The 26,182-nt window shown below is 55.5% G+C and carries 25 protein-coding genes and 1 pseudogene; 7 read left to right on the top strand and 19 right to left on the bottom strand.

All coding sequences use genetic code 11. The features are described 5' to 3' along the window. Window positions 1-14 precede the first annotated feature (14 nt). Complete coding sequence (locus AC1RSM_RS03840; protein WP_492929633.1) at window positions 15-1,667, bottom strand: acyl-CoA synthetase; 1,653 nt, start codon at window positions 1,665-1,667, stop codon at window positions 15-17. 200 nt (window positions 1,668-1,867) lie between these two features. Between AC1RSM_RS03840 and crcB the strand changes: the two genes are divergently transcribed. Both crcB and AC1RSM_RS03830 read left to right on the top strand, forming a co-directional pair. After that, entirely contained in the window at window positions 1,868-2,254 is a 387-nt protein-coding gene (gene crcB, locus AC1RSM_RS03835) for a fluoride efflux transporter CrcB (RefSeq protein ID WP_492929631.1), read from the top strand. Further along, window positions 2,251-3,003 carry a glutamine amidotransferase gene (locus tag AC1RSM_RS03830; protein WP_492929629.1) on the top strand — a complete coding sequence of 251 codons (753 nt, stop codon included), beginning with the start codon at window positions 2,251-2,253 and terminating at the stop codon, window positions 3,001-3,003. Before crcB ends, AC1RSM_RS03830 begins: the two co-directional genes overlap by 4 nt. Here the strand turns inward: AC1RSM_RS03830 and AC1RSM_RS03825 are convergent. Beyond that, window positions 2,952-3,779: an AraC family transcriptional regulator gene (locus tag AC1RSM_RS03825; RefSeq protein WP_492929627.1), complete on the bottom strand. Its 828-nt coding sequence runs from the start codon at window positions 3,777-3,779 to the stop codon at window positions 2,952-2,954. The two genes, AC1RSM_RS03830 and AC1RSM_RS03825, sit on opposite strands and share 52 nt — an antisense overlap. 86 nt (window positions 3,780-3,865) lie before the next feature. Between AC1RSM_RS03825 and AC1RSM_RS03820 the strand changes: the two genes are divergently transcribed. After that, window positions 3,866-4,870: a bile acid:sodium symporter family protein gene (locus AC1RSM_RS03820; protein WP_492929625.1), complete on the top strand. Its 1,005-nt coding sequence runs from the start codon at window positions 3,866-3,868 to the stop codon at window positions 4,868-4,870. 92 nt (window positions 4,871-4,962) lie between these two features. Here AC1RSM_RS03820 and AC1RSM_RS03815 read toward each other — a convergent pair whose 3' ends face one another. The 15 genes from AC1RSM_RS03815 to AC1RSM_RS03745 all read right to left on the bottom strand — a co-directional run bounded on the left by AC1RSM_RS03815 (window position 4,963) and on the right by AC1RSM_RS03745 (window position 20,566). Further along, complete coding sequence (locus tag AC1RSM_RS03815) at window positions 4,963-5,514, bottom strand: type 6 secretion system effector deamidase TecA (protein ID WP_492929623.1); 552 nt, start codon at window positions 5,512-5,514, stop codon at window positions 4,963-4,965. A gap of 150 nt (window positions 5,515-5,664) precedes the next feature. Continuing rightward, window positions 5,665-6,480 (bottom strand): prolipoprotein diacylglyceryl transferase family protein, encoded by an 816-nt coding sequence (locus AC1RSM_RS03810; protein ID WP_492929621.1) that lies wholly within the window; start codon window positions 6,478-6,480, stop codon window positions 5,665-5,667. A gap of 92 nt (window positions 6,481-6,572) precedes the next feature. Continuing rightward, a complete protein-coding gene (locus AC1RSM_RS03805; protein WP_492929619.1) occupies window positions 6,573-7,241 on the bottom strand; it encodes a phosphoribosylanthranilate isomerase in 669 nt (222 codons plus the stop codon). 62 nt (window positions 7,242-7,303) lie between these two features. Further along, entirely contained in the window at window positions 7,304-8,977 is a 1,674-nt protein-coding gene (locus tag AC1RSM_RS03800) for a TRAP transporter large permease (protein WP_492929617.1), read from the bottom strand. Window positions 8,978-8,979: 2 nt separating this feature from the next. Continuing rightward, window positions 8,980-9,597, bottom strand: a complete 618-nt coding sequence (locus AC1RSM_RS03795; RefSeq protein ID WP_492929615.1) for a TRAP transporter small permease subunit — start codon at window positions 9,595-9,597, stop codon at window positions 8,980-8,982. Between the two features lie 184 nt (window positions 9,598-9,781). Further along, the gene (gene truA / locus AC1RSM_RS03790) at window positions 9,782-10,600 is read right to left on the bottom strand and encodes a tRNA pseudouridine(38-40) synthase TruA (protein WP_492929613.1); all 819 of its coding nucleotides are present in this window, start codon (window positions 10,598-10,600) and stop codon (window positions 9,782-9,784) included. A 12-nt stretch (window positions 10,601-10,612) separates the two neighbouring features. Then, entirely contained in the window at window positions 10,613-12,025 is a 1,413-nt protein-coding gene (locus AC1RSM_RS03785) for a type IV pilus assembly protein FimV (RefSeq protein WP_492929611.1), read from the bottom strand. A 2-nt stretch (window positions 12,026-12,027) separates the two neighbouring features. Next, window positions 12,028-13,152, bottom strand: coding sequence for an aspartate-semialdehyde dehydrogenase (asd, locus tag AC1RSM_RS03780; protein WP_492929609.1), 1,125 nt, complete (start codon window positions 13,150-13,152; stop codon window positions 12,028-12,030). A gap of 45 nt (window positions 13,153-13,197) precedes the next feature. Then, window positions 13,198-14,274 (bottom strand): 3-isopropylmalate dehydrogenase, encoded by a 1,077-nt coding sequence (gene leuB, locus AC1RSM_RS03775; protein ID WP_492929607.1) that lies wholly within the window; start codon window positions 14,272-14,274, stop codon window positions 13,198-13,200. 39 nt (window positions 14,275-14,313) lie between these two features. Then, window positions 14,314-14,958 (bottom strand): 3-isopropylmalate dehydratase small subunit, encoded by a 645-nt coding sequence (gene leuD / locus AC1RSM_RS03770; RefSeq protein ID WP_230017937.1) that lies wholly within the window; start codon window positions 14,956-14,958, stop codon window positions 14,314-14,316. 13 nt (window positions 14,959-14,971) lie between these two features. Continuing rightward, window positions 14,972-16,375, bottom strand: a complete 1,404-nt coding sequence (gene leuC, locus AC1RSM_RS03765; protein WP_492929605.1) for a 3-isopropylmalate dehydratase large subunit — start codon at window positions 16,373-16,375, stop codon at window positions 14,972-14,974. 249 nt (window positions 16,376-16,624) lie between these two features. Next, a complete protein-coding gene (locus tag AC1RSM_RS03760; RefSeq protein WP_492929603.1) occupies window positions 16,625-17,452 on the bottom strand; it encodes a M48 family metallopeptidase in 828 nt (275 codons plus the stop codon). A 67-nt stretch (window positions 17,453-17,519) separates the two neighbouring features. Beyond that, window positions 17,520-18,581, bottom strand: a complete 1,062-nt coding sequence (aroC, locus tag AC1RSM_RS03755) for a chorismate synthase (protein ID WP_492929601.1) — start codon at window positions 18,579-18,581, stop codon at window positions 17,520-17,522. 98 nt (window positions 18,582-18,679) lie between these two features. Beyond that, complete coding sequence (locus AC1RSM_RS03750) at window positions 18,680-20,146, bottom strand: protein adenylyltransferase SelO (protein ID WP_492929599.1); 1,467 nt, start codon at window positions 20,144-20,146, stop codon at window positions 18,680-18,682. 9 nt (window positions 20,147-20,155) lie between these two features. After that, window positions 20,156-20,566 (bottom strand): DUF2069 domain-containing protein, encoded by a 411-nt coding sequence (locus AC1RSM_RS03745; protein WP_492929597.1) that lies wholly within the window; start codon window positions 20,564-20,566, stop codon window positions 20,156-20,158. A gap of 56 nt (window positions 20,567-20,622) precedes the next feature. On the opposite strand from AC1RSM_RS03745, the gene AC1RSM_RS03740 reads away from it, so the two are divergent. Continuing rightward, complete coding sequence (locus AC1RSM_RS03740; protein WP_492929595.1) at window positions 20,623-22,005, top strand: YihY family inner membrane protein; 1,383 nt, start codon at window positions 20,623-20,625, stop codon at window positions 22,003-22,005. Then, a complete protein-coding gene (locus AC1RSM_RS03735) occupies window positions 21,989-22,450 on the top strand; it encodes a CBS domain-containing protein (RefSeq protein WP_492929593.1) in 462 nt (153 codons plus the stop codon). Before AC1RSM_RS03740 ends, AC1RSM_RS03735 begins: the two co-directional genes overlap by 17 nt. 9 nt (window positions 22,451-22,459) lie before the next feature. On the opposite strand, the gene dusA is transcribed toward AC1RSM_RS03735, so the two are convergent. After that, window positions 22,460-23,461, bottom strand: coding sequence for a tRNA dihydrouridine(20/20a) synthase DusA (gene dusA, locus AC1RSM_RS03730; RefSeq protein WP_492929591.1), 1,002 nt, complete (start codon window positions 23,459-23,461; stop codon window positions 22,460-22,462). 203 nt (window positions 23,462-23,664) lie between these two features. Between dusA and AC1RSM_RS03725 the strand changes: the two genes are divergently transcribed. Both AC1RSM_RS03725 and AC1RSM_RS03720 read left to right on the top strand, forming a co-directional pair. Beyond that, window positions 23,665-24,636, top strand: a complete 972-nt coding sequence (locus AC1RSM_RS03725; protein WP_492929589.1) for a homoserine kinase — start codon at window positions 23,665-23,667, stop codon at window positions 24,634-24,636. A gap of 14 nt (window positions 24,637-24,650) precedes the next feature. Next, entirely contained in the window at window positions 24,651-25,430 is a 780-nt protein-coding gene (locus AC1RSM_RS03720) for a BPSS1780 family membrane protein (protein WP_492929587.1), read from the top strand. A 5-nt stretch (window positions 25,431-25,435) separates the two neighbouring features. Here AC1RSM_RS03720 and AC1RSM_RS03715 read toward each other — a convergent pair. Continuing rightward, a pseudogene (locus AC1RSM_RS03715) lies at window positions 25,436-26,026 on the bottom strand (TolC family protein); the annotation flags it as partial. Window positions 26,027-26,182: the final 156 nt, after the last annotated feature.

Genomic DNA, 26,182 nt, shown 5'->3' with positions numbered 1-26,182 from the left:
AGAAAACGCTACGTTCAGTCTGCAGCGGTCTGCTTAGCCTGCTGGCGCAACGCGAATTTCTGTATTTTACCCGTTGCCGTTTTTGGCAACTCCATAAAACTGAAATGTCGCGGTATTTTAAAGCCAGCCAGGTACTGACGGCAATGTTCCCGCAATTCCTCCACCGTCACTTCTGCCCCGGGGCGCAGTTCTACATAGACATGCGGCGCTTCACCCCAACGCTCATCAGGCTGAGCCACGACTGCCGCTGCCTGTACGGCAGGATGGCGATACATGACATCTTCAATTTCAATAGAGGAAATGTTCTCGCCCCCAGAAATGATGATGTCTTTGCTGCGGTCTTTAATGCGTACATAACCATCGGGCTCGCACACGGCCAAATCACCGGTGTGGAACCAGCCGCCACCCAGGGACTCTTCAGTGGCTTTGGCGTTCTTCAGATAACCCTTCATGGTGATATTGCCGCGGAACATGATCTCGCCCATGGTTTCGCCATCCGCGGGGACCGGCTTCATCGTGTGCGGGTCCAGTACCTGAACATCACCCTGCAAGTGATAGCGCACCCCTTGACGGGCATTGCGCTTGGCGCGCTCCTGAATATCCAGATCACCCCAAGGGGCATGCTGGGCACAGACTGAGGCCGGGCCATAGGTTTCCGTCAGGCCGTAGACATGAGTCAGCGCAAAGCCCATGCGTTCCATCCCTTCGATCATGGTTGCCGGTGGTGCGGCGCCTGCCACCATGGCGGACACACCCTTGGGCAAGCGGGACTTCAAGGCATCATCGGAATTGACCAGCAGGGAATGCACGATAGGCGCACCACAGTAGTGCGTCACGCCGTAGTCCACCATATTGTCGACCATGGCCTTGGCTTCCACTTTGCGCAAACAGACGTTCACGCCTGCACGAGCCGCCACCACCCACGGGAAGGTCCAACCGTTGCAATGGAACATGGGCAAGGTCCACAAATAGACCGCATGTTTGGGCATGTCCCATTCCAGCACGTTGGACAAGGCACCCAGATACGCGCCACGGTGGTGATAGACCACGCCTTTAGGCTTGCCCGTGGTGCCGCTGGTGTAATTGAGGGCAATCGCATCCCACTCATTGGCTGGCAATTGCCAGTCGTAATCGGGATCGCCGCCGTCAACAAAGTCTTCATACGTTTGCGAGCCGATGCGTTCGGCGCCCGTATCGAAGTAGCTGTCCACCACATCGATGACCAAAATGGGCTCTTTGCTTTCACGCAGGCTAAGCGCTTCTTTCATGACAGTGGCAAATTCGCTGTCAACCAGCACAGCACGGGCCTCGCCATGATCCAGCATGTAGGCAATGGTGCTGGCATCCAGACGGGTGTTCAAGGTGTTGAGCACGGCGCCGCACATGGGCACGCCAAAATGCGCTTGAACCATAGGTGGAGTATTGGGCAGCATCACGGCAACGGTATCGCCTTTGCTCACACCGGCCTTGGACAGCGCGCTCCCCAATTGGCGAGTACGGGCGTACAACTGCGACCAGCTCATTTTGATCCCGTCCTGAGCGGGCCCATAAACCAGAGCCGGGTAGTCAGGGTAGACAAAAGCACTGCGCTCGATGAAATCCAGCGGGGACAAAACACGATAATTGGCGTCTGTCTGGGGCAAATCCTGATCGTAAATACTCACCACAAAGTCTCCAAAAAAAGGGCGGGCTAACCGCAATTCACGGCGATCCGTCTGATAGTTGCGCTCTTACATTAGCTGGCTACGGGTCTTTGGGCAAGGTCGCCTTTTCAGCCACGGGAGCGCATAATGACAAGCTATCTAAGGTATATATCGCGATCGGCTGACTGCCCGCTGACAGTTAGCCCCCTACCTGAAGGCCGCTCATGCCCGTAGCCATCTTGTATATCGCTGCCGGTGGTGCCCTGGGCGCCCTGGCGCGATGGTTCTTAAGCCAAGCTTTAAATGTCCTGTTCCCCACCCTGCCCCCCGGTACCTTGCTGGCCAACTTGATTGGCGGCTACTTGATGGGCATTGCCATGGCCTATTTCAGCGGCTTGGGCCTGGGCCACGAAGGCTGGCGCCTGTTCATCATGACGGGCTTTCTGGGCGGACTGACGACGTTTTCCACCTTCTCCGCCGAAATCATGACCCTGATGATGCAGCAGCGTTATCTATGGGCGATGGGCGGCATTGCCATTCACGTTGTCGGCTCCTTGCTGATGCTGGGGCTGGGCATGGCAACGTGGAGTTTGATTCGAGGACAAGCATGACGGATGTGCACTTTCTGCAAGCCGGCCCTCCACCTCCGGATGTAGAGCAGCGTTTTGGCAATCAAAACGCGTGGTTCAAACGCGCTTTACAGCCATTGGATGTCAACATCCATACCTGGCGCGTTCACCAGGATGAGGCTTTGCCCCCACCCGATTGTCCCGAGCCGGTCGTCATCAGCGGCTCCTGGAGCATGGTCACCGACAGGCTGGACTGGAGCGAAAATCTGGCGGCCTGGATTCGTGAACGATATCAGGCACAAACGCCGTTATTAGGCATTTGCTATGGCCATCAATTGATGGCTCATGCCTTGGGCGGACAGGTGGATTACCACCCCCAAGGCAGCGAAGTGGGCTATCTGCCGATTCACTTGGCGCAACAAGCCCACGAGCATGAGCTGTTGGCCAACTTGCCCTCGCAATTTCCTGCCTTGCTGACCCATCAACAAAGTGTGCTGAAAGTGCCGGAGCATGTACAAATCCTGGGCAGCTCCGCGCACGACCCGCATCAAATCCTGCGTTATGGCCCTGCGCAATGGTCTGTGCAGTTTCACCCTGAGTTTTTTGCAGGCTTGCTGCGCTACTGTGTCTTGCGCAAAGCCGAGCACTGGAAGAGCCAAGGAATCGATCCGCATAGCTTGGCGGACCCCATCCAAGACACTCCGGATGCCCACCGTCTGCTCTGCAATTTTGTGCAGACTTACTCGTCCAGCGGACCCAAAGGGCGGCGACAAAACTCTCCCGGCGTTTGACCGATCAGGTCCCGGAAGGCTGCCACGAAGGCCGACATGCTTTCATAACCACAGGCTAGCGCAACATCAGTCACACGCTCTTGTCGCTCCAGCAATGGCAAGGCACTCATGATGCGCAAGCGCTGACGCCAGACCCTGAAAGTCAGGCCAGTTTGTTGACGAAATAAACGGCTCAAGGTTTTTTCTGATAAACCTTGCTCCTGCGCCAGATCCTGCAAGCTCCAATCCCCTGCTGGCTGTGCCTGCAATTGCTCGCACACCTGCAATAAGCGGGGATCGGACGGCCATGGCAAGATCAAGCCGCTTTCTGGCGCAGCCAAAAGGCGATCCAGCAGGACGTGAACCAAGCGCCCTTGTGCGCCTTCACGCTCGTAAAGAACCGGCAAGAGGCTGAACTCCCGGATCAACTCGCGCAACAAGCGGTCCACCACCACGACCCGGCAACTTTGCGGGGCCTCGGGCAAGGCACTGACATCAATATAAAGACTGCGAATCTGGGCGTCGGGCGAGCTACGTACACCGTGTTCTATACCGGCAGGCACCCACACAGCTTGCTGTGGAGGAGCCATGAAGCGCCCGCTGGCCGTGCGCACTTCAATCACACCGGTCAGGGCATAGGAAAACTGCACCCAGGGATGCCGATGCGGGCGGGAAATGGCCTGATTGGGCAAGGTGCGCTCCTGCCCATACAAGGGCCGTGGCAGATAGCGCAATTGATGCAAACTCTTTGGAACAGGCTCAGCAGGCACCAAAATGTCCGTTGGTCGATAATCCATATCCGTTTAACGATAAACACCCAAAAAAGTCTACGGTAAAGTGGTGCCTTTCATTACGCAAGCCTTTTAAGCCTTCACCTAAGCCCATGTACTCACAACTGCGACTGCTTTTTGACAACTTCACCCTGATCCTGATCAGCGTAGTGGCACTGGCGACCTTTTTTCCCGCCTACGGCCAAGGCGCGGTGATCTTTGAAGTGATCACAGGTTTGGCCATTGCCCTGCTATTTTTCATGCACGGTGCCAAGCTGTCCCGCGAAGCCATTATTGCCGGGGCCACACACTGGCGTTTGCACTTGCTGGTTTTCGGCTGCACCTTCGTGATGTTCCCTTTGCTGGGCTTGATTTCCAAGCCGCTGCTGCTGCCCTTGCTGGGCATGCCTTTGTTTATTGGCATTCTGTATATGTGCGCCCTGCCCGGCACCGTGCAGTCGGCCATTGCCTTTACCTCTATCGCCCGAGGAAACGTACCCGCCGCCATTTGCAGCGCGTCTGCCTCCAGCCTGATCGGTATTGTGCTTACACCGGTACTGCTCAAGCTGCTGCTGGATGCTGATGGCAGCTCGGCCACCTCTACCTTGGATGCCATCAAGAAGATCAGTCTGCAATTGTTGCTACCCTTTGTGGTCGGCCACCTGATGCGCCCCCTGATCGGCAAATGGATGGACCGCAACCGCAAATGGCTGCGTAGCGTGGACCAGTCCTCGATTTTGCTGGTGGTCTACACGGCCTTCAGTGCTTCCGTGATCGGCGGCCTGTGGCAAGCCGTTCCACCTAAGTCTCTGGCGATTTTGACCGTGGTGTGCCTGGTGCTCTTGGCCATCATTCTGTTCCTGACCACCTGGATGGCACGCAAGCTGGGGTTCAATAAAGAAGACGAAATCACTATTGTGTTTGGCGGTTCCAAAAAGAGCCTGGCGACCGGTGTGCCTATGGCACAGGTCTTGTTTACCGGCGCTGCTATTGGCCCGGCCTTGCTGCCCATCATGATCTTTCACCAGATTCAGTTGATGGCTTGCGCATTCATTGCCAATAAATATGCCCAACGTCCTGAAATCACGGACGAGGCAGTCAGCCTGCAAAAAGCCTGATCAGCAAATAGCACAATGGCCCGGTGAAAACCGGGCCATGCAATCCCTTGCAGCAGAACATAAAAAAACCGGCAATAAGCCGGTTTCTTTATTTATAGGTCCGAAATGTAGACAAAAATATCGGTGCCGTCGTACTTGAAAGAGCCATCAGGATTTTTTTGCTTCAGTACTTTGCGCAAATCCACCGGAAGCAGCCAGCCCGCCCCCAATAAACCGCCATTGATAGCCCGAATCTCGGTGCCACCCACAGCAATCCCGGCATGAAAGAACTGCATGCCACTGACCCGGCAAAACCCAATGGCCTTGCCGCCCGGCAAGGAAGTCTGGCCATCCCATCTTCTGCCTTTAGCAAAATTAAACAAAGGCAACCAGTTTTGGGCTGATATAGCGTTCAATTGATCAAAGCTGATTTTCGCATTATACAAATAGCGCATATATGCAGCGGCGTCATAACACACCCCTTTCATATACGCCGTAATATCATCCGGCCCGTGTATCAGATGATTATCTGCATAGATAATTCTGTCAGGAGCAGACAGCTTGGCTATTTTCGTTCCCTTCTCTGTCAAATTCATGGCTAAATCCTTGTGAACAGAAGAAAAACCCAGGCACATAGTAGCAGTGCCCCTGTCTTCATAATCCATAAACAGTCCGATTGAGCCATTGAATTAAACAATCGAAAAACGAGCTATAGCCTAATTAGCAGCTTTACTTTATTTAAATAAAAATAAAGAACAAATACTTATTTTTAAATATCGTGAATTATTAAAAACTCATAAAATCCAGTAATAAAACTATTTAATTTTGTTGATTTTGTCATTTAAAGTCGCTGCGGATAGTTCTCCAGCGCGTACATCAATCAGGCGGCCTTGCTCGTCCAGGAACAAGGTGGTTGGCAAACCTCGGCTGCGCACAGCTTGACCCAGCTTCATCTGCGGGTCACGCCACATATTGCCCAGCTCCAGATTTTCATCACTCAGGTATTTCTGGATGTCGGCCAGCTCTTCGCCCTGGTTCGCAAACACGATATTCACATCGGAACGGCTGGACTGCACTTGCTTAAAGGCCGGCATTTCACGGCGGCACGGAGGGCACCAGGTGGCCCACAGGTTCACCACCGTTACCTTGCCCTTGTACTGTTCCAGATTTTCCGGCGCACTGTATTGGGCCTGCAAGGGAATCAGGTCAATCTCGGGCAGGGGCATGCTGGGCTCTACCCCTCCTCGGCCTGTAGCGACCATGATGAGCGAAAAAGCGGCCACCCCGACTGCCAATCCCCCTGATACCGCAGGTAACATGGCTTTGTCACGCAGTACTCGCCACAAAACATACAGCCACCCCGTCACCACCGCGGCGGGAATCATCAAGCCACCATCGCGCAGATCCAGCCAGCTTAGGGGTTCGTTCTGATAAAAGTCCCACTGTTGAATCAAAAAGCCCAAGCGCCCGACCAGCACAGCCAGCAAGATGGCACGCCATAATACGGATTCTGCGCGAGTTTGCTTGCGTCTATCCAGCCAGGCGGCCAGAAACAGCCCCAGAAATGCCGCGACCATAAAAGCAAACAAAGACGTGGCAAAGGTGAAGGGACCGAGCTGTATGCTTTGCATAAACATAAATCCTGACAAGACCAAATAAAAAGAAACCCGCCATGAGCGGGTCGGGCCAAGAAGAATGGACAGCACAATGGCTGAAAGATTCCCTAGCGCCGTGATGCGTCGCTGAGCACCTGCATGAACTGGCCCATTTTCGTATGGCATTTAATGCCCGGCTCTACCTCCACTCCGCTGCTGACATCAATCGCGTAAGGACGATGTAAAGCAACACGTTCAGCGACATTGCTGATGCGCATGCCTCCGGCCAGGATCAACGGCGGCAAGCTCTCCTTGCCCTCTAAACGCACCTGCAAGCCCTGAATCAGCTCCGGGTCAAAGGCCGTGCCTGTGCCGCCATAGGCGTCATGGTAACCATCCATCAACCAACCTCGGGCATCACCATATTGCAGACAATGCTCCAGCAGCCCGTCTACCGTATCCAGGCCAGGCGCACCAACCCGAAAGGCCTTGATGTAGGGATGCGCATACTGTCGGCACTGCTCCGGGCTTTCTTCACCATGAAACTGCAAGAGATCCGGCTGTACCTGCGTCAGGATTTCATGCACAAAGCTATCCGCGGCATTTACAAACAAGCTGACCGCCTGTACAAATGCCGGGACACGGGCGCGCAAGGCAACTGCCTGTTCCGTACTCAGCATACGGGCACTTTTTGGATAGAACACAAAGCCCACCGCGTCTGCGCCTAGCTGCACGGCGGCATCAATGTCCTGCGCTTGGGTAAAGCCACAAATCTTGACTCGGGTACGGCTGAACATCTCATATCCTTGAATAAAAAAAACGGGGGCAAGATGCCCCCGTGTTCATCATTTTTCCAAGCTTACTGGAAGCCGCTGGCGGCGTCATCCGTACCAAAACCATAGCTGTCCGAACCGTAGGTCGATTCGGTGCCGAACTGGATTTGAGAATCTTCCAGCAGCACCTCGCCATGCTTGTAATGCGTGACCAAACCTGGGAACACCAGCACGGTTGCCACCATCAACAACTGAATGATGATAAAGGGCACCGACCCCCAATAAATATCGGTGGTTGCCACGCGTTTGATACGCTCGCCAGTCACCTTATCCGTGTAATCCTCTTTGGGTGCCACTGAGCGCAGGAAGAACAGCGCGAAACCAAAAGGCGGATGCATGAACGAGGTCTGCATATTCACCGCCAGCAAGACACCGAACCAGATCAGGTCAATCCCCATCTTGTCGGCAATAGGTCCGAGCAGCGGCACAATAATAAAGGCCAGTTCAAAGAAATCCAGGAAGAAGGCCAATAGGAAGGTCAGGATACTGACGATGATCAAAAAGCCCCACTCCCCGCCGGGCATGTCGATCAGCAGGTGCTCGACCCACAAATCGCCATTGATGCCACGGAAGCTCAGGCTAAAGACCGTCGAACCCACCAGAATGAAGACCACAAAGCAAGACAGGCGTGTTGTGGATTCCATGGCCTGACGCAGCAGCTTCCAGGTCAGGCGACGACGCGATACGGCCATGATGATGGCACCGACCGCACCCATGGCACCACCTTCAGTCGGTGTAGCCACACCGATAAAGATCGTACCCAGCACCAGGAAGATCAGGAACAGCGGTGGCACCATCACGAACACCACGCGCTCGGCAATCTTGGACAACATTTTCAGCTTGGCCAGCTTGTTGACCAAAGCGATCAGCCAGGCCGTCATCCCCCACAACAGGAGCAAGACCACAATGTGCTCGTCCATCGGGATATTGGGGTGCGTCGCAAAGTAATGCTGCGAACCAAAGTACGCCACCGCGGAGGCCACCAGCGTCAAGATGACCAGGGAGGTCAAACCACGACTGCCGTTATCTTCCACATAGATGCGGGCTTCGGGAGGCAAGGCAGGAGCCGATTTGGGTTTGATGTAAGACATCACAACGATGTACAAGATGTACACCGCAGTCAGCAGCAAACCAGGCAGCATGGCACCACGGTACATATCGCCAATCGAGCGGCCCAACTGGTCAGCCAAAATGATCAACACGATGGACGGCGGGATGATCTGCGACAAGGTGCCTGAGGCCGCTATGACCCCGGTTGCCAGTCGCCGGTCATACCCGTAGCGCAGCATGATGGGCAAGGAGATCAGGCCCATGGAAATAACGGAAGCCGACACCACACCGGTAGTGGCTGCCAGCATGGCGCCCACCAGCACCACGGCAATGGCCAGGCCACCCCGCAAGGGGCCGAACAATTGACCGATGGTCTCCAGCAAGTCCTCCGCCATCCCTGAGCGCTCTAGGATGAGCCCCATCAAGGTAAAGAAAGGAACCGCCAATAAGGTGTCGTTTTCAACAATGCCAAAGACCCGCTGCGGCAAAGCCTGAAACAAAGCGGGCTGCATCATGCCCAGTTCAATCGCTACCAGTCCATAAAGAACACCGATAGCCGACAAGGTAAATGTGACCGGGAAACCCAATAGCAAAAACACGATCAGGTTAATGAACATGATCGGGGCCAGATTATCAACCAGGAATTCCATTGTTACTGGCCCTTAGAAACAGTGATTGTTGCTTCATTTGCCTGGGCCATCTCGCGGATTTCCTGGGCAAGTTGTTCTTCCGCGCTCATGCCGCCGGACGCCATTAAAGGATTGGGGCAGGCACCACGCAAAAAGCCTATGCATTTGATCAAATGAGAAATACCGGCCAGGGCCAATAAGCCAAATCCAACTGGAATCAATAACTTGACCGGCCAACGTATCATCCCCCCGGTATTGGAGGATTGCTCGTTGAGCACATAGGACTGTTCAAAGAAGGGAATGGAGAGCCAGAAAATAAGCAGCGTGGCAGGCAAAAGGAAAAAGATCACGCCGATAACGTCGATCCAGACCTGCAAGCGGGGCGGGAAACGTTCCGCCAGGGCATCCACCCGTACGTGCTCATTGACAAAGAAGGTATAGCCAGCGGCCAGCAAGAAGATCGCACCAAACAAATACCACTGCAATTCAAGCCAGTAGTTAGAGCTGACGCCAAACACTTTACGCACTACGGCGTTGATTGCGCTGACTAGCACTACGATCAGGGTCAGCCACGTCACAGACTTACCCACTACCGTGTTGAGACGGTCGATAAAACTAGACAATCGTAAGAAGAATTTCATGGCCTTGCTCAGGATATGGTCGCCCTCAGGATTCGCTTGTGGCTAACCCCTGAAGGTTGTCGGCCTTATACAGATAAGAATTTAACAAAAGAAAATGGCTTCACATTTTATACGATTGAAGCATATGAAACGTGCCCCGATACCGGGGATAAACCCTTTAGCAAAGGGCAAAAACCAGGATTATTTAGCGGGCTGTTTCACCAAACTGCAAACCACTTAATTCATAGAGCAGTTGGTAGGGATCGGTACGTGGGATGCCGAACTGATCGGGATAATCCACGCCGGCTAAATACAGGCCGCTGGCATCAAAGGTGGGAGCCGACAAACGCCGATCCCGCTGAGCCAATAAATGCTGCACCCAGGATGCGGGCTGACGACCCTGCCCGATATAAATCAGCATGCCCATGAGATTGCGGATCATGTGATGCAAAAAGGCATTGGCACTGAAGCGGAACAGGAAGAAATCGCCCTGCTGCTCAATATGAATCTGCGACATGGTTCGCACCGGGCTGGCCGCCTGGCACTGTGATGATCGAAAAGCGCTGAAATCATGTTCACCCACCAAATGCTGGGCGGCCGCTTGCATGAGGCTCAGATCCAAAGGTCGAAACACCCAGGCCACTCGTCCCTGCAACAAAGGGGAGCGCACCCGATGCTGACGCAACAGATACACGTAGTGCCGCCCTTGCGCGGAAAAGCGTGCGTGAAAATCATCGGGTACTTCATGCGCCCACTGCACGGCAATGGAGTCAGGCAGCAAGGCATTGAGCCCGCGTACCCAAGACTCCAGACTGCGCTCGGCCGTGGTATCCAGGTGAACCACCTGATTTAAGGCATGAACGCCGGTGTCAGTACGACCGGCGCAGATTGTGGAAACAGACTGGGCCGTAAAACGACCCAGTGCCTGCTCCAGAACATCTTGAACGGTGTTGCCACCGGCCTGACTTTGCCAGCCTAGCCAGGATGTCCCCTCATAGCAGACACCCAGTGCGATACGTCTCATAGTGGCTTTGCCTTATTGACGTACAGGAGGCTCGTCCGAAGGCGGCTGATCCAGATCCAGATTAATTTTTTCTAGTTTTTCCCTGACCATTGCTTCGCTGACTGGCGCGGGGGAATCATCGCCATTGCGATTTTCGCTATTGGCGCGCCGCAACACCCAAGTCACCAGAATGACGATCAGGGCCAGTACTACGGCCATCACGGCCAACATATGTTCTTGAATCCAGGACACGGTCTTTTTTGCCTTGTTAACTGCACCGGCCACCTTGCCCGATCCGGGCTCGGCAGGGACGGTAATCGCTCCTGCCGTAGCGGCAGAAGAGGTGGCGCCCGGGGCGCCAGATTGTGTGAGACTTGCCGCTGCGTCGCCGCCGGAATCGCTCAGACCCAAGCCACCGGCCGAATCCATAATCAAATCCTTGGCGGCTTCGCCTTGGGACTGTAGAGCACGGCTTAGCGTGCTGACATTATCTTCTAACTGCGAGACGCGCTCGCCGGTATCGCGCAACTCGTGCTGCAATTGCTGTTTGGCATCATTGGCTTGGGCGCCGCCCGCTGACAAGAGCAAACGGTCTTGCCCCTGGGCCTGGGCACCCGGCTCGCTGGAAGCGGTTTGTGCCACGCCCTGAGAAGCATCGCTCTGGTCCTGCCCAGCCTGCGCTCCTGAGCGCAAGGCTTGTGCTTGATCCATGTAGAAGCGACGAGCCTGCGCATCATCCAGCGACAACATCGCCGCCGCATCAGGGATCTGCAAGGTCTTACCCGCTTTCAGGCGATGCATGTTCTGAGCGATGAAGGCATCGGGGTTCTGCTTTTGAACCGCCATCATCCATTGATAGGCACTGACACCGTCCGGCGCATGGCGGCGTGCCAAGGCATGCAAGGTATCGCCAGACTGCACGCGCAGCGCCTGAGTGCTTTGCACCGCAGCAGGGTCTGCCGATGCACTGGATACCTGTACTGAAACGGGTGCCTGATGTCCGACTGCTGCTTGAGCCACTGCCTTCACGGCCACCGGGGCTGGAGCCAGCACGCTGACCTGATGCAGAAATTGCCCGCTATCACTTTGAATTTGCAACAGCACATCGGCCACCGAGCCCGAGAACATCTGCTCGGACGAGAGTCGAATGCGCCGCACCTGACCCTTTTCGTCCCGGTCAATCACGGCTTTTAAAGAAGCCAGATCCACCGGAGGCGTCAAGCCAGCGTGCTGCCAGGCCGACAAGGGAGCCGGTGTCACCTTCAAAGACAGATTTTCTTCCGCGCTGATCTGCCGAATACCGACATCCAGCTTAAAAACCTGATTGGGAGATGACACAAAACGAGTATGACCGATTTCCAAGGCGGAAACCGGCGCAGCCGCCAGCATCCCTGCCAACAGCAGGGCCGAACCCAGTGTACGTGCAGGATGCAGGCGGCCAGCCATGATTAGAGCTCGCCCAATGCGATGCGCAGCATACGGCGCAGCGGTTCGGCGGCACCCCACAGCAACTGATCGCCTACGGTAAAGGCGCTCAGGTACTCGGGGCCCATATTCAATTTGCGCAGACGGCCTACTGGAATATCCAGGGTGCCAGTCACAGCTACAGGGGTGAGCTGCTCAACCGTTGCCTGACGCACATTGGGGATGACTTTGGCCCACTTCGAACCTTGCGCCAGGATGTCGGTGATCTCGTCCAGAGGAACATCACGCGTCAGCTTGATGGTCAATGCCTGGCTGTGGCAGCGCATGGCACCGATACGCACGCACAAACCGTCGATAGGAATGTGCTTGTCCTGTGCACCACGGCCCAGAATCTTGTTGGTTTCCACACCGGCTTTCCACTCTTCGCGAGTCATGCCGTTGCCCAGATCGGAGTCGATCCAGGGAATCAGGCTGCCGCCCAGAGGAACGCCAAAGTTTTTCTGTGGCAGATTAGGATCGTTCTGTGTCTGCAACACACCACGATCGATATCCAAAATGGCCGAAGCAGGATCTTCCAGCAAGCTGGAGACGGACTGATTGATCAGGCCGAACTGAGTCAGCAATTCGCGCATGTGCTGCGCGCCACCACCCGACGCTGCCTGGTAGGTCATGCTGGTCATCCACTCAACCAGATTCTGGTTGAACAGACCACCCAGACCCATCAGCATGCAGCTGACGGTACAGTTGCCACCGATGAACTGCTTGCCACCTTTGGCCAGCGCAGCATCAATAACCGAACGGTTGATAGGGTCCAGCACGATCACGGAGTTTTCATCCATGCGCAGCGTGCTGGCCGCATCAATCCACAAACCATTCCAGCCGGCAGAACGCAGCTTAGGGTAGACCTGGCTTGTGTAATCCCCGCCTTGGGCGGTCACAATAATCGGCAGCTTTTTCAAAGCGTCAATATCGTGAGCATCCTGCAATGGGCCAGCACCGTCAGCCCACGAAGGAGCTGCGCCGCCAGCATTGCTAGTCGAGAAAAACACCGGCTGAAAAAGGGAAAAATCGCCTTCGTCGCGCATGCGCTGCATGAGCACGGAGCCCACCATCCCACGCCAGCCGACCAAACCTACCGCTTGAGTCATGGTAATACCACCTGGATATATAAAAAAATAAAACGATAAAAGATACTATCGCAAAGCCTTGAGCACTGCATCCCCCATAGCACTGGTGCTCAGCAATTGGCAACCGTCTTCATAGATGTCGCCGGTGCGCAGACCTTGCTCGAGCACGCTGGCCACAGCGGCTTCGATACGCTTAGCCTGGTCTTCCGCATTCAGCGAGTAGCGCAGCAACATGGCAGCGGACAAAATCGTGGCCAAAGGATTGGCCTTGTCCTGACCGGCGATATCGGGTGCCGACCCGTGGCTAGGTTCGTACAAACCTTGCTGGGATGCGTTCAAGGAGGCCGAGGGCAACATACCAATGGAGCCCGTCAGCATAGCGGCTTCATCCGATAGAATATCGCCAAACAGGTTACCTGTGACAATCACGTCGAATTCTTTTGGTGCACGCACCAATTGCATTGCCGCATTGTCCACGTACATGTGGCTCAATTCCACGTCTGGATACTCACGGGCCACATCAATCATGATGTCGCGCCAGAACTGAGATGTTTCCAGCACATTGGACTTGTCTACACTGCACAGGCGCTTTTGACGCTTTTGTGCGGCCTGGAAACCCACGTGGGCAATACGGCGCACTTCGCTTTCCGCGTAGTGCATGGTGTCAAAACCTTGACGCTCGCCTGCAAAACTGCCTTCTTCCACGGTACGCACGCCACGCGGCTGACCGAAGTAAATATCGCCCGTCAATTCACGCACGATCAGGATATCCAGGCCAGAAACCACTTCTGGCTTCAAGGTCGAGGCGTTAGCCAACTGCGGGTACAAAATGGCGGGACGCAGGTTGGCAAACAAACCCATGGCGCGACGTAAGCCCAAAATGGCCTGTTCGGGGCGCAGATGACGCTCCAGCGAATCGTATTTCCAATCACCCACGGCACCGAACAGCACAGCGTCGGAGCCTTGCGCCAGGCTCAGGGTTTCAGGAGGCAAAGGGTGGCCGTGCAAATCGTAAGCAGCGCCGCCCACGGGCGCCACAGTCATTTCCAGATCCATGCCCAGAGCACCCAGCACGCGCTGAGCCTGTTCGGTAATCTCGGGACCGATGCCATCACCGGGCAATACTGCAATTTTATGAGTCATGATGAATAGGACGTAAAAATTAAAGAATAAGGTTCAGGCTTAAGGCTGACCGACCAGCCAGGGGTGGCGGGCCAGACGCTCGGCTTCGTACTGACGGATCATGTCTGCTTTCTGCAAAGTCAGGCCAATTTCGTCCAGGCCGTTCAACAGGCTGTGCTTGCGCGAGGCGTCAATCGTGAAAGGCAATTCGCGGCCTTCAGGCGTAATCACGCGCTGCTCGGCCAGATCGATACGCAGCTTGTAGCCCGGAAAGGCTTTGACTTCGTCAAACAGGCGAGCCACATCCAGCTCATTCAAGACGATAGGCAGCAAGCCGTTCTTGAAGCTGTTATTAAAGAAAATATCGGCAAAGGAAGGCGCAATAATGGCACGGAAGCCATATTGCATCAGGGCCCAAGGCGCGTGCTCACGGCTGGAACCACAGCCAAAGTTCTTGCGGGCCAGCAACACAGAGGCGCCCTGATAGCGGTCCTGGTTCAGCACAAAATCCGGGTTCAACGGGCGGCGGGAGTTGTCCATGCCGGGTTCGCCGTGATCCAGATAGCGCAATTCATCAAACAGGTTAGGGCCAAAGCCAGTGCGTTTGATGGATTTCAGGAACTGCTTGGGGATGATCAAGTCCGTGTCCACGTTCTCCCGATCCAAGGGAGCGACCAGACCTTCATGAGTGGTAAATGCTTGCATGGTTGGAAACTCCTCAGTTGAACGAACGCACGTCGACGAAGTGGCCGGCAATTGCAGCCGCGGCAGCCATCGCTGGGCTAACCAGGTGAGTACGACCACCCTGCCCCTGACGCCCTTCAAAGTTACGGTTGGAGGTCGATGCGCAACGCTCACCGGGCTCCAGACGGTCGGCGTTCATGGCCAGACACATGGAGCAACCTGGCTCGCGCCATTCAAAACCAGCGTTCAGGAAAATCTTGTCCAGGCCTTCTTGCTCGGCTTGGCGCTTGACCAGACCTGAGCCGGGAACAATCATGGCTTGCTTGACGTTGGACGCCACTTTACGGCCTTTGGCCACGGTGGCGGCAGCACGCAAATCTTCGATCCGGGCATTGGTACAGGAGCCGATAAAGACACGGTCGATACGGATATCGGTCAATGCCATATTAGGCGTCAAACCCATGTATTCCAGTGCGCGTTCCATGCCGTTGCGCGTCACTTCATCCTTTTCTTTCTCAGGATCGGGTACACGACTATCAATCGGCAAGACCATTTCAGGCGAGGTGCCCCAGGTCAACTGCGGAGTAATCTGGCTGGCGTCAAAACGGATCACGCGGTCAAACTCAGCACCTTCGTCCGAGTGCAGGGTGCTCCAGTACGCTACGGCTTGATCCCACAGCACGCCTTTGGGCGAGTAAGGACGGCCACGCAGGTACTGAACCGTTTGTTCGTCCACCGCCACCATGCCCGAACGTGCACCAGCTTCAATGGCCATATTGCACACGGTCATGCGGCCTTCCATGGACAAGGCACGAATGGCCGAGCCGCCAAACTCAATAGCGTAGCCCGTACCACCGGCCGTACCAATCTGACCGATCACATACAAGATCAGGTCTTTGGCCGTACAGCCAAACGGCAGCTTGCCATCCACCTGAATCAGCATGCTTTTGCTTTTCTTCATCAGCAACGTTTGCGTGGCCAGCGTGTGCTCGACTTCGGAGGTGCCGATACCGAAAGCCAAGGCGCCCACAGCACCGTGCGTGCTGGTGTGGGAGTCACCACAGACCACAGTCATGCCGGGCAAGGTTGCGCCCTGCTCCGGACCCACAATGTGCACAATGCCTTGGCGCACATCATTCATACGAAATTCGGTGATGCCGTAGGTTTCACAGTTGGCATCCAGCGTATCTACCTGCAGACGGGAGATGGGATCTTCAATACCGTTCTGACGGGAGGTAGTGGGTACGTTGTGATCGGCCACAGCCAGGTTGGCGCTGATACGCCAAGGTTTGCGCTCGGCCAGAGTCAGGCCTTCAAACGCCTGGGGGCTGGTCACTTCATGCAGCAAGTGGCGATCAATGTAGATCAGACAGGTGCCATCCGTATCCTGATGCACGACGTGCTCGTCGAACAACTTATCGTATAAGGTTTTTGCCATTGCGCTCTCGCGATTCAGTTGAGATTACAGCCCGTACAGACGGGGCCGCACATAAATTTTTTCTTATTATGACAGGCGCAGTAACTGGGACAAGACCAGTTACCATCCTAGTATCAGCACTACCATGATAAAGACCTTCAATCGCGTGGCACTTAGCAGGCGCAAATAGATAGCTATCGTCCAGTCATAAAAAAACCCAAACCGCAGTCAGGTTTGGGTTTTTTATCTGTACAGCCTTAATGTACTGGCTTAAGGCTTGGGAGACTGCTGATACAAGGGCATCACGCGTTCCGAAATCGCCTGTAAGTCGGCAATCCGGGTAGAGGAAGAGGGGTGTGTAGACAAGAATTCAGGCTGCGCTCTGCCTTGCTCCAACGCCGCCATTTTCTGCCATAAAGTGACCGCAGCACGCGGGTCGTAGCCTGCACGCGCAGCCAGTTCGACCCCGATCAAATCAGCCTCCGATTCGTGGGTGCGGCTATTGGGCAATTCAAACATGACCTCGCTCAAGGTGCCGCCCAAATCGTTGACTGCTTGTACTCCTGTCAGGGCCGAGATCACTGTCAGCCCAAAAGACGTGGCCATTTTCTGAGACACCTGCTCGCGGGAATGCTCGCGCAAGGCATGGGCCATCTCATGTCCAATAATTGCGGCCAGCTCTGCATCGCTAGGCTGAATACGATTGATCAGGCCGCTGTACACCGCAATCTTGCCACCCGGCATGCACCAGGCGTTGACCTCATCTTCGTTGATGACGTGAACTTCCCAGTTCCAAGCACTGGCATCCGCACGAAAAACCCCAACCTGGCTAATCAAGCGCTGAGCGATAGCCTTAACCCGCCGAGTCTGGGCGGCATCGGTATCCAACGCTTTTTGCTGGCGGGCTTGAGACAGAACTTGAGCATAGTTTTGAGCCGCAGCCTGATTCAGCTCCGCCTCGGACACCAGGCCCGAAATGAACTGTTTGCGCTCTACGCCTACTGCCCCGCCTTGTGTGGTTTGCACTGTGGCACAGCCAGCCATGGCCAGAACCAGCGCGACCGCCAAAACGCGTTTTCCTTTCGCAAATCCTTTCATGCTCAGCTCCAACAAACAGACCAGACAAGAAAATGCAGTGCTACACGTCCTGCTCAAATAAACAGATTCAGGCGCCGCACTGCGAACGGTGACGCAGGCAATGATCCATCAAGACGATGGCTAATAAAGCCTCGGCAATCGGTGTAGCGCGAATACCCACGCAGGGGTCATGGCGGCCCAGGGTTTGCACCTCAACAGCTTCACCCGCACGGTTAATAGAAGGACGCATGGTGCGAATACTGGCAGTCGGTTTGATCGCCAGGGAGACCGTTACGGCCTGCCCCGAGGAAATCCCACCCAGAACGCCACCGGCCTGATTAGTCTTGAAACCATCCGGGTACAGCGCGTCACCGTGCTCCGAACCTTTTTGCGTAATACAGTCAAAGCCAGCACCAATAGACACGCCTTTGACGGCATTCAAACCCATCATGGCGTGGGCAATATCGGCATCCAGACGGTCATAAATAGGCTCACCCCAACCAGCGGGCACGCCTTCTGCCACGACTTCAATTCGGGCACCAATGGATTCGCCTTCTTTACGCAGCTCGTCCATATAGGCTTCCAGCTGCGGCACGACGTCCAGATCCGGAGCGTAGAACGGGTTCTGCTCGACGACGTCCCAGCTTTTGAAGGGAATTTCAATCGGGCCCAACTGGCTCATATAACCGCGAATCTTCACCTCGAAGTGTTCAGCCAGCCATTTTTTGGCAATGGCACCAGCGGCGACCGTAGGCGCGGTCAAGCGCGCCGACGAGCGGCCACCACCACGTGGGTCGCGGTTCTCGAATTTCTTCCAATAGGTGTAGTCAGCATGGCCGGGACGGAAAGTATCCAGCAGATTGCCATAATCCTTGCTGCGCGCATCAGCATTACGAATCAACAAGCTGATGGGCGTGCCGGTAGTGCGACCTTCATAAAGGCCAGACAGAATTTCTACCTGATCGGGTTCGCGGCGCTGTGTCACGTGACGCGAAGTGCCAGGACGGCGACGATCCAGTTCAAACTGAATATCTTGTTCAGACAGCTCCAGGCCCGGAGGGCAGCCATCGATCACTGCCCCAATTGCAGGGCCATGAGATTCACCGTAATTAGTGACGCGGAAGCTTTTGCCTAGAGTATTGCCGGACATAGATAAATTGAACGCAAAGAAAGGAAGAAAAATAAAAGACAGGCACGATTATGGCATTGTTCACGCATCAGGACATGCGCACCACCGTGCCCGGCCTATCAAGAGGAGCAACTGACTGCCAGCTCGGCACTGCCTTCGGGCGGCGGCATGGCATAGGCCTCGTAGCCTGCCCTTTCGGTATAGGGGTCGCGCAGCAACATCAACAAGGTTTCGATTTCGCTGGCATCGTCCTTGGCTGCGGCCTGGATCGCTTGCTCGGCCAGATGATTGCGTAGCACGTACAAAGGATTGGCGCGGTTCATGGAAGCGCGCTGCTCGGGTGTATCCGAACCATCCAGCGCCAGACGCTGACTGTAGGCCTGCCACCATGCCTGAGCCTGATCTTCTGAACCTTCAAACAAGGCTAAAAACGCCTCGGGAGCCTGGCCAGCGTGCGCCAGAGCACGGAACGACAGGGTGAAATCTGCGCCGCTGTTATGCAGCAAACGCCACCAATCATCCACCAATTGGGCATCATCAGCCTGCCAGGTACGCAAACCGAACTTGGCCTGTAGATTAGCGTGATAGCGGCTCAGGAAGCTGCTTTCAAAGGTTTGCAGACGCTCTTTCAGCAGATCCGCATCCAGATCCAGCACCATGAAGGCACTGGCCAGACGGTACAAATTCCAATGCACCACCGCGGGCTGGGCGTTCCAGGAATAGCGGCCTTGATTGTCACTGTGATTGCAGACGTGGTTGACCCGGAAGCGGTCCATGAAACCGTAGGGGCCGTAATCAATCGTCAGACCCAGAATGGACATATTGTCCGTATTCATGACGCCGTGGCAAAAACCCACGGTTTGCCAGTCCGCCACCATGGTGGCGCTGCGATGGGTGACTTCCTGCAGAAAACGGCCCACACGCTCTTGATCAGAGTCGCCCTCTACGATTAATTCTGGGTAGAACTCCCGCAGCACGTAATCCAGCAACTCACGCACACGCGTCGCATCATTAGCCCAATGCTCAAAGGAGCCAAAGCGCACAAAACTGGGCGCAACACGGGTCACAATCGCCCCGGTTTCCACTGTTTCGCGATACACCGGCGTATCGGATGTGACCAAGGCCAACGCGCGGCTGGTGGCAATACCCAAACCGGCCATCGCTTCGCTGGCCAAATATTCACGCACGCTGGAGCGCAACACCGCACGACCATCACCCATACGGGAATACGGCGTTTTACCAGCGCCCTTCAGCTGCAATTCTTGCGGGCCTGTAGGGGTGTCAATTTGCCCCAGCAAATGCGCCCGACCATCGCCCAGCTGCCCGGCCCACACACCAAACTGGTGGCCGCTATAGACCGCCGACACAGTCAGGCCGCCTGGCAATGGCGCCTGACCACTGACGACATCCAAAAACTCGGCCTGGTCCAAGCGGGCCACATCCAGGCCCAACTGTGCCGCCAACTCCTTATTGACATGCAAGAGACGCGCATTGGCCAAAGGTTGAGGGGGGACGACCGTATGGAAAGCAGACGGCAAATCAGCAAAACGATGACTGATGGCAAGGCCATCAAACAGGCTGGACATAGACACCTCTTAAGCCGATTTGGCTGATTTTTCTGCCTGGGCTTTTTCAGCCTTGCTGCGCTGTTTGGCCGCTTTTTTGGCAGGCCAAAGATAAAAAATAGCGCAGAAGTAATAAATCAGAGACAGGACGATTTCCGCAATCGCCCAAGGCAGGACGGTCTCGACCGGGTCCGACCAGGCTCGCATGACGCCTTCTGCGAAATAAAGCAGAATCATCATGGAAGTCCACTGCAAGGTATATAAATTACCTTTGAGCACACTGCGCAGCGGCAGCACCAGCGGGATGACTTTCAGCACCAGCCAAGAGCCACCGGGCTTTAAGGGCGCAAAATGCAGCTCCCAAGCCAGGCACAAGGCAATCAAAGCGACCAAAGCGACGGCCGCTACTCGGTGAAGTATGGGGTTTAAAGGTTCATGCATGCTGTTATTATCACCTGAACCATGTCGAAAAGCAGCGCCCGCCGCACCAAACCGCTATGAAAAACGACGAGGACTCCTCTATGCCCTCTGCTCAAGCTGATCAGACAGATTTGAATCCTGACGACATCCAGCCTGTCTCCCGCCCAGAGCCCCCGCCAGAACCCACGGCCAAGCACCACTTTTTAAGTGTGGCTCGCTTTGCGATCAAACGCGTGGCGGAAAAAGATTTGATGAAGGTGGCTTCCAGCCTGACCTACACCACCATCCTGGCCATTGTGCCCATGCTGACGGTGGTGCTGGCGCTGTTTACGGCCTTTCCTCTGTTCCAGGAGTTTGAGAAAGCCCTGGAAGGTTTTTTGACCCGCAGCCTGATGCCGGAGGTCGTGTCCGACAACATCATGATGTACCTGAACCAGTTTGCCGCCAAGGCGTCCAGCCTGACAGCGGTGGGCAGCTTGTTCTTGATCGTGACGTCCATCATGTTGATCATGACCATCGACGAAACCTTCAACGATATTTTTCAGGTTCACGTCAAACGCCCCCTGGGCCAGCGCTTGCTGGTGTATTGGGCCATTATTTCTTTAGGTCCCATTCTGACCGGTGCAAGCTTATGGGCCACATCCATACTGGCGCGTGAATCCCTGGGTTATATCGGCAACCTGTCAGGCATTGTGTCCTTTGCTCTGGCCTACGTACCCTTCATGTTCAGTGCACTGGGCCTGACCGCCTTGTTCATGTATGTGCCCAACCGGCGCGTCTGGTGGCGTGATGCCCTGATTGGCGGTATTGCAACGGCCGCGGCGCTGGAATTGATGAAAGCAGGTTTCGCCTTTTATCTGACTCGCTTTCCGACCTACACCATTATTTACGGTGCCTTTGCCGCCTTCCCGATTTTCTTGCTGTGGATTTATATTTCCTGGCTGATCGTCTTGCTGGGCGCGTCCATGGTGGCTATTTTGCCGGACTGGCGCGGCCGCAAATGGGTCAAGATGAATGTGCCTGGCATCGCCTTTACCGATGCCATCAACCTGCTCTATCAGCTCTGGCTGAATCGCAAGGAGTCGCAGCCGGGCCTGAACATACGCCAGCTTAGCCACAGCCTGGAGCGGGACCCCGACGAGCTCTACGCCATCTTGTGCCAGTTAAAGTCCATGGGCTTGATTGCCGATACGCAGCAAGACAATGACGAGCAGTGGGTCCTGAGCTGCGATCTGCGTCTGGTCAGCCTGAAACAACTCTCCAAGGCATTTCTTCTGGATCGCGCCCATACGCACGAGGGTCCGCTAGAATATGTACTCAATTACCTTTCTCAGTTTTTCGATCAGCGACTATCCAATCTGGAAGAACTGTTTGAGTCGCCGCAAGGCATTCTGACAGAAGCGCCAGCCATACTAAACGCCGATCCCGGTCAGGAGACCCAGTATGCTAAAAGTCAGTGAAATCCTGCGTGTCAAGGGAGACACGCTTTATACAGGCACCCCCGACATGACCGTAGAAAAAGCGGTACAGAGCATGAGCGAGCTGGATATTGGTTCGCTGGTGATCATGGAACATGGTCAGTTGGTGGGTATGTTGACCTTTCGCGAGATCATTCGTCACTGGCACGCTCAGGGCAATAAAGCCCAGGGGTTTACCGTGCGCAGCATTATGGATGACGCCCCCGTCAGTGTGACACCCAACACCAGCGCCGACGAAGTGCAGCGCCTGATGCTGAACAATCACGCGCGTTACATGCCCGTCATGGACGGCCCGGTCTTGATGGGAGTTATTTCCTTTTTCGATATGGCCCGTGCAATTGTTCACGCCCAGCAGTTCGAGAACAATATGCTTAAAGCCTATATCCGCGACTGGCCTACCGATTCCGAGGCGGCCAGCGCTTCCTAAGACCAGCGATCAGTCGTCTTTCTGGCGACCTTGCAACTCTTCCCAGGCCTGCCCCAGCAGGCCTGGGTCGTTTTTAGCCAGCCAAGTCGAATCGGACAAAGTACGGCGCCACTGACGTGCGCCCTTTTTGCCATGGGGCCAACCCAACATGCTTTTGATCACAATGCGCAAGGGCACCCCGGCCTGCACGTGCTTGTGGGCGTAAGCCACCATCTGCTCCACCACAGCGTCATCATCCATGATGGGCACCTCTGGCCACAAACGGCGGTGAATCTCGCTCAATACCGCTGGCGTATGCCAGGCAGCACGGCCTAGCATCACCCCATCGAATTGCTGCTCCAGTTCGACAGCCTGATCCACTTCCTGAATGCCTCCATTCAAAATGAACAGACCTTCCGGAAAATCCTTTTTCAATTGCATGGCCACGTCGTAACGCAGCGGCGGAATTTCACGGTTGTCTTTAGGAGACAAACCTTTCAATACCGCATTGCGGGCATGAACCGTAAAGACGCGGCAGCCGGCCTCAAACAAGATCCCCACGAAATCCCGTACAAAGTCATAGGACTCGTTGTAATCCAGGCCCAGGCGGTGCTTGACTGTCACCGGGACCGAGACCGCATCTTGCATGGCTTTGATGCAGTCAGCGACCAGCGTAGGCTCGCTCATCAAACAGGCTCCGAAAGCGCCTTTTTGCACACGCTCGGAGGGGCAACCGCAGTTCAGATTGATTTCGTCGTAGCCCCACTTTTCCCCAGCCAAGGCGCTGGTGACCAAAGCCTGTCTGTCACTGCCGCCCAGTTGCAGGGCAACAGGATGCTCGGCCGCGTCAAAATCCAGGTGACGAGCCTGATGGCCATGGGTCAGCGCACCCGTGGTAATCATCTCGGTAAACAGCAGCGCCTGCGGTGCCAGCAATCGGTGAAAGAAACGGCTGTGCCGATCGGTCACGTCAATCATGGGCGCCACACTTAAACGCCACATCTGGCGGCTTGGCATCACAAAATCAGTCATAAAGGGGGAATTACACAGCCTGAGTGCAGGCCGGTTCAGAGGGAAAAAAATTCATTTTAATGGTTTAAGACGTTCACGGGATGAAGATAAAGCGCGGGAAATTGGAGTCAGCCCCCAAAAACCGAGCACAGTGGTCTAAAATCGGCCGTTTGACATACTTGCGCGCCTAACTAGTGCGCCACAACCGGACCCTCACTGAAAGCATGGCTGTTTTTACTTCTGTCAGCGAACTTGACGCCCGCGAACTGCTGGAACACTACACAATTGGCGAGTTTGTTTCCTTACGTGGCATTACCGCCGGCATTGAAAACACCAATTACTTTCTGACAACCACCCAAGGCGAGTACGTTCTGACCTTGTTTGAGGTTCTGACACTGAAGCAACTACCTTTTTACATTGAGCTGATGCACCACTTGGCCGCCAAGGGTGTTCCGGTGCCCGAGCCCATGACGCGCCGCGACGGCAAACGTATCTGCGTCATGCACGATAAGCCTTGCTCCATCGTGACCCGCCTGCGTGGTGGATACGAACCCGAACCGACAGTAGAGCACTGCCGGCAAATTGCCCGCACTCAGGCCCAGGCCCACTTGGCTGCGCAGGACTTTCCCCTGGAACAGCCCAATCTACGCGGCCTGAGCTGGTGGAAAACCACGGTTCCCCAGGTCTTGCCCTTTCTGGATGCAAGCCAGTCCGAACTGATTCAGTCCGTCTTGCAAGAGCAAAGCCGCTTTGCCGACAGCGATACCTACCGCGCCCTGCCTCAAGGCCCGGCACACTGCGATCTGTTTCGTGACAACGTGCTGTTTGCCGGTACGTCCGAGGCCCCGCAGATGGGCGGCATCATCGACTTTTACTTTGCCGGTTGCGACACCTGGCTATTCGATGTGGCCGTGGCCGTGAACGACTGGTGCATTGATCGCCTGACCGGCGCCTTGAACCTGGACAAAGCCCAGGCCTGGCTGCAATCCTACGCCCAGGTGCGCCCCTTTACCGAAGCCGAGCACAGCGCCTGGCCTATACTGATTCAGGCTGCCGCACTGCGCTTCTGGATCTCGCGCCTGTACGACTTTTACCTGCCCCGCCCTGCCCAGACCCTCAAGCCGCACGACCCACGGCATTTTGAACGTGTACTGCGCCAGCGCCGCGAGCACGCCGTACCAGCGCTTCCACGATAAACACGGATATTGATATGCAAGCAGCAAAGCTCCCCTTTCTTTACGGGTGGTACTGGATACAGGAAGGCTTGCGCTTGTTCAAGCTACAACCCGCCGCCCTGTTTTTCTGGAGCCTAATAACCTCCATCCTGATCAATCTGGCCAACATTTTCCCCATTGTGGGCCAGATGGTGCTGATCGTCCTGGTACCCACCATGACCTTCATTATCCAGAACGCTTGCCGGCGTATCCAGAATGGTGAGCTGATGCGCCTGGGGATGTGGACCGAGCCGCTTAAACCCGTACAAGTTCGTAACCGCCTGATCAAGCTCGGCTTTATTTATCTGCTGGCCTGTCTGGCGGCAGGTTTTATCGCGACGTCCCCCTTCGTCAATGAATTGACTCAGTTGATGGAAAGCGGCAACAACGCCAGCCCTGAAACCATCATGGCAACCCTGCGCAAGCCAATTTATCTGTTCTTTGCGCTGTACCTGGGCTTATCGCTGCTGTTCTGGCACGCACCCGCCCTGGTGGGCTGGCACGCTATTCCCATCAAACAAGCCCTGTTCTTTTCCATGGTGGCTTGCTGGCGCAATAAGGCAGCCTTTCTGCTCTACGGCCTGTGCTGGGCCGCGGCCTTCTATGGCATCCAGACGCTGGGTGGCTTGTTGCTAGGTGCAGGTCTTAGCCCCAGCACCGCCACCCTAGTTCTGACACCTCTGAACCTGGCGATGGCAGCGGTCTTGTACGCCAGCTTCTACCCTGCCTACCGCAGCGTATTTGGTGACCCGGCTGGCGATACCCAAACCGTCTGACACGCTTACTCCTGATCCTGCCAGGCCCCTCCCAAAGCACGATACAGGCCCACCGCCGCCAATAGGCGGTCGGCCTGACGATACTGCGCAAGCAGCGATTCCGCCTGTGCCGTCTGTTGACTCAACAAGGAAATACTCGCAGCTTGCTTGGCCACCAGAGTTTCTTGTTGTGCCAAGGCCAGCGGAGACTCTGAACCCGCTTGGACGCGAGTACGCACTACTGCCGCCAGGCGCTTGGCACTGGTCAGATCGGACTGGGCGATAGCGAGCCGTTGGCGCAAGCCATTCATTCTGATCCACGCTGCCGCCGTCTCCGCACTGACTGTCAAAGCGACAGTCTGCGCGTCCCATTCACTGGCCACGGCATGAAATACCGCCGACTCACGTTCGGCACTCAAGCGACCCCAAAGATCAAGTTCATAACTGACCATCAGACCCAGCGCAAATTTCGACCTCGCCGTATCCGGGCTTGCACCCAGCCGCCCCTGTCGGGAAGCATTCAGATCCATGAAGACATCCGGCCCACGCGATACGCCGACCATGTGCGCCATCGCCCAGGCTTGTTCCAAGCGGGCGACCAAAACAACCACATCCTGAAGCGCATCTTCGGCATCCTGCCGATTGCTGGATTTGCGCGCCCGTGACCCCTTTGGTTTTCCGTACTTCCTGCAAGGCTACGGCCCAAGGAGCAAACTGCTCCGGCCCGGACAGATAGCCCAGCGGGGCTTCCAATACGGATTTGGCCTTTCTAT

The organism is Alcaligenes sp. GW821-FHT11D07 (genome assembly GCF_058808495.1).
Note: the sequence above shows the minus strand (reverse complement) of the source record. Positions and strands in the feature narration are given on the sequence as shown.

Bases quoted from the DNA above. Each gene is read 5' to 3' on its own strand.
- AC1RSM_RS03830 (WP_492929629.1), top strand. From the start codon at position 2,251: ATGACGGATGTGCACTTTCTGCAAGCCGGCCCTCCACCTCCGGATGTA.
- AC1RSM_RS03795 (WP_492929615.1), bottom strand. From the start codon at position 9,597: ATGAAATTCTTCTTACGATTGTCTAGTTTTATCGACCGTCTCAACACG.
- AC1RSM_RS03785 (WP_492929611.1), bottom strand. From the start codon at position 12,025: ATGGCTGGCCGCCTGCATCCTGCACGTACACTGGGTTCGGCCCTGCTG.
- crcB (WP_492929631.1), top strand. From the start codon at position 1,868: ATGCCCGTAGCCATCTTGTATATCGCTGCCGGTGGTGCCCTGGGCGCC.
- AC1RSM_RS03745 (WP_492929597.1), bottom strand. From the start codon at position 20,566: ATGCATGAACCTTTAAACCCCATACTTCACCGAGTAGCGGCCGTCGCT.
- leuD (WP_230017937.1), bottom strand. From the start codon at position 14,958: ATGCAAGCATTTACCACTCATGAAGGTCTGGTCGCTCCCTTGGATCGG.
- dusA (WP_492929591.1), bottom strand. From the start codon at position 23,461: ATGACTGATTTTGTGATGCCAAGCCGCCAGATGTGGCGTTTAAGTGTG.
- AC1RSM_RS03820 (WP_492929625.1), top strand. From the start codon at position 3,866: ATGTACTCACAACTGCGACTGCTTTTTGACAACTTCACCCTGATCCTG.
- AC1RSM_RS03810 (WP_492929621.1), bottom strand. From the start codon at position 6,480: ATGCAAAGCATACAGCTCGGTCCCTTCACCTTTGCCACGTCTTTGTTT.
- aroC (WP_492929601.1), bottom strand. From the start codon at position 18,581: ATGTCCGGCAATACTCTAGGCAAAAGCTTCCGCGTCACTAATTACGGT.
- leuC (WP_492929605.1), bottom strand. From the start codon at position 16,375: ATGGCAAAAACCTTATACGATAAGTTGTTCGACGAGCACGTCGTGCAT.
- AC1RSM_RS03805 (WP_492929619.1), bottom strand. From the start codon at position 7,241: ATGTTCAGCCGTACCCGAGTCAAGATTTGTGGCTTTACCCAAGCGCAG.
- AC1RSM_RS03720 (WP_492929587.1), top strand. From the start codon at position 24,651: ATGCAAGCAGCAAAGCTCCCCTTTCTTTACGGGTGGTACTGGATACAG.
- AC1RSM_RS03815 (WP_492929623.1), bottom strand. From the start codon at position 5,514: ATGGATTATGAAGACAGGGGCACTGCTACTATGTGCCTGGGTTTTTCT.
- AC1RSM_RS03800 (WP_492929617.1), bottom strand. From the start codon at position 8,977: ATGGAATTCCTGGTTGATAATCTGGCCCCGATCATGTTCATTAACCTG.
- AC1RSM_RS03735 (WP_492929593.1), top strand. From the start codon at position 21,989: ATGCTAAAAGTCAGTGAAATCCTGCGTGTCAAGGGAGACACGCTTTAT.
- asd (WP_492929609.1), bottom strand. From the start codon at position 13,152: ATGACTCAAGCGGTAGGTTTGGTCGGCTGGCGTGGGATGGTGGGCTCC.
- AC1RSM_RS03725 (WP_492929589.1), top strand. From the start codon at position 23,665: ATGGCTGTTTTTACTTCTGTCAGCGAACTTGACGCCCGCGAACTGCTG.
- AC1RSM_RS03750 (WP_492929599.1), bottom strand. From the start codon at position 20,146: ATGTCCAGCCTGTTTGATGGCCTTGCCATCAGTCATCGTTTTGCTGAT.
- leuB (WP_492929607.1), bottom strand. From the start codon at position 14,274: ATGACTCATAAAATTGCAGTATTGCCCGGTGATGGCATCGGTCCCGAG.
- AC1RSM_RS03760 (WP_492929603.1), bottom strand. From the start codon at position 17,452: ATGAAAGGATTTGCGAAAGGAAAACGCGTTTTGGCGGTCGCGCTGGTT.
- AC1RSM_RS03740 (WP_492929595.1), top strand. From the start codon at position 20,623: ATGAAAAACGACGAGGACTCCTCTATGCCCTCTGCTCAAGCTGATCAG.
- AC1RSM_RS03825 (WP_492929627.1), bottom strand. From the start codon at position 3,779: ATGGATTATCGACCAACGGACATTTTGGTGCCTGCTGAGCCTGTTCCA.
- truA (WP_492929613.1), bottom strand. From the start codon at position 10,600: ATGAGACGTATCGCACTGGGTGTCTGCTATGAGGGGACATCCTGGCTA.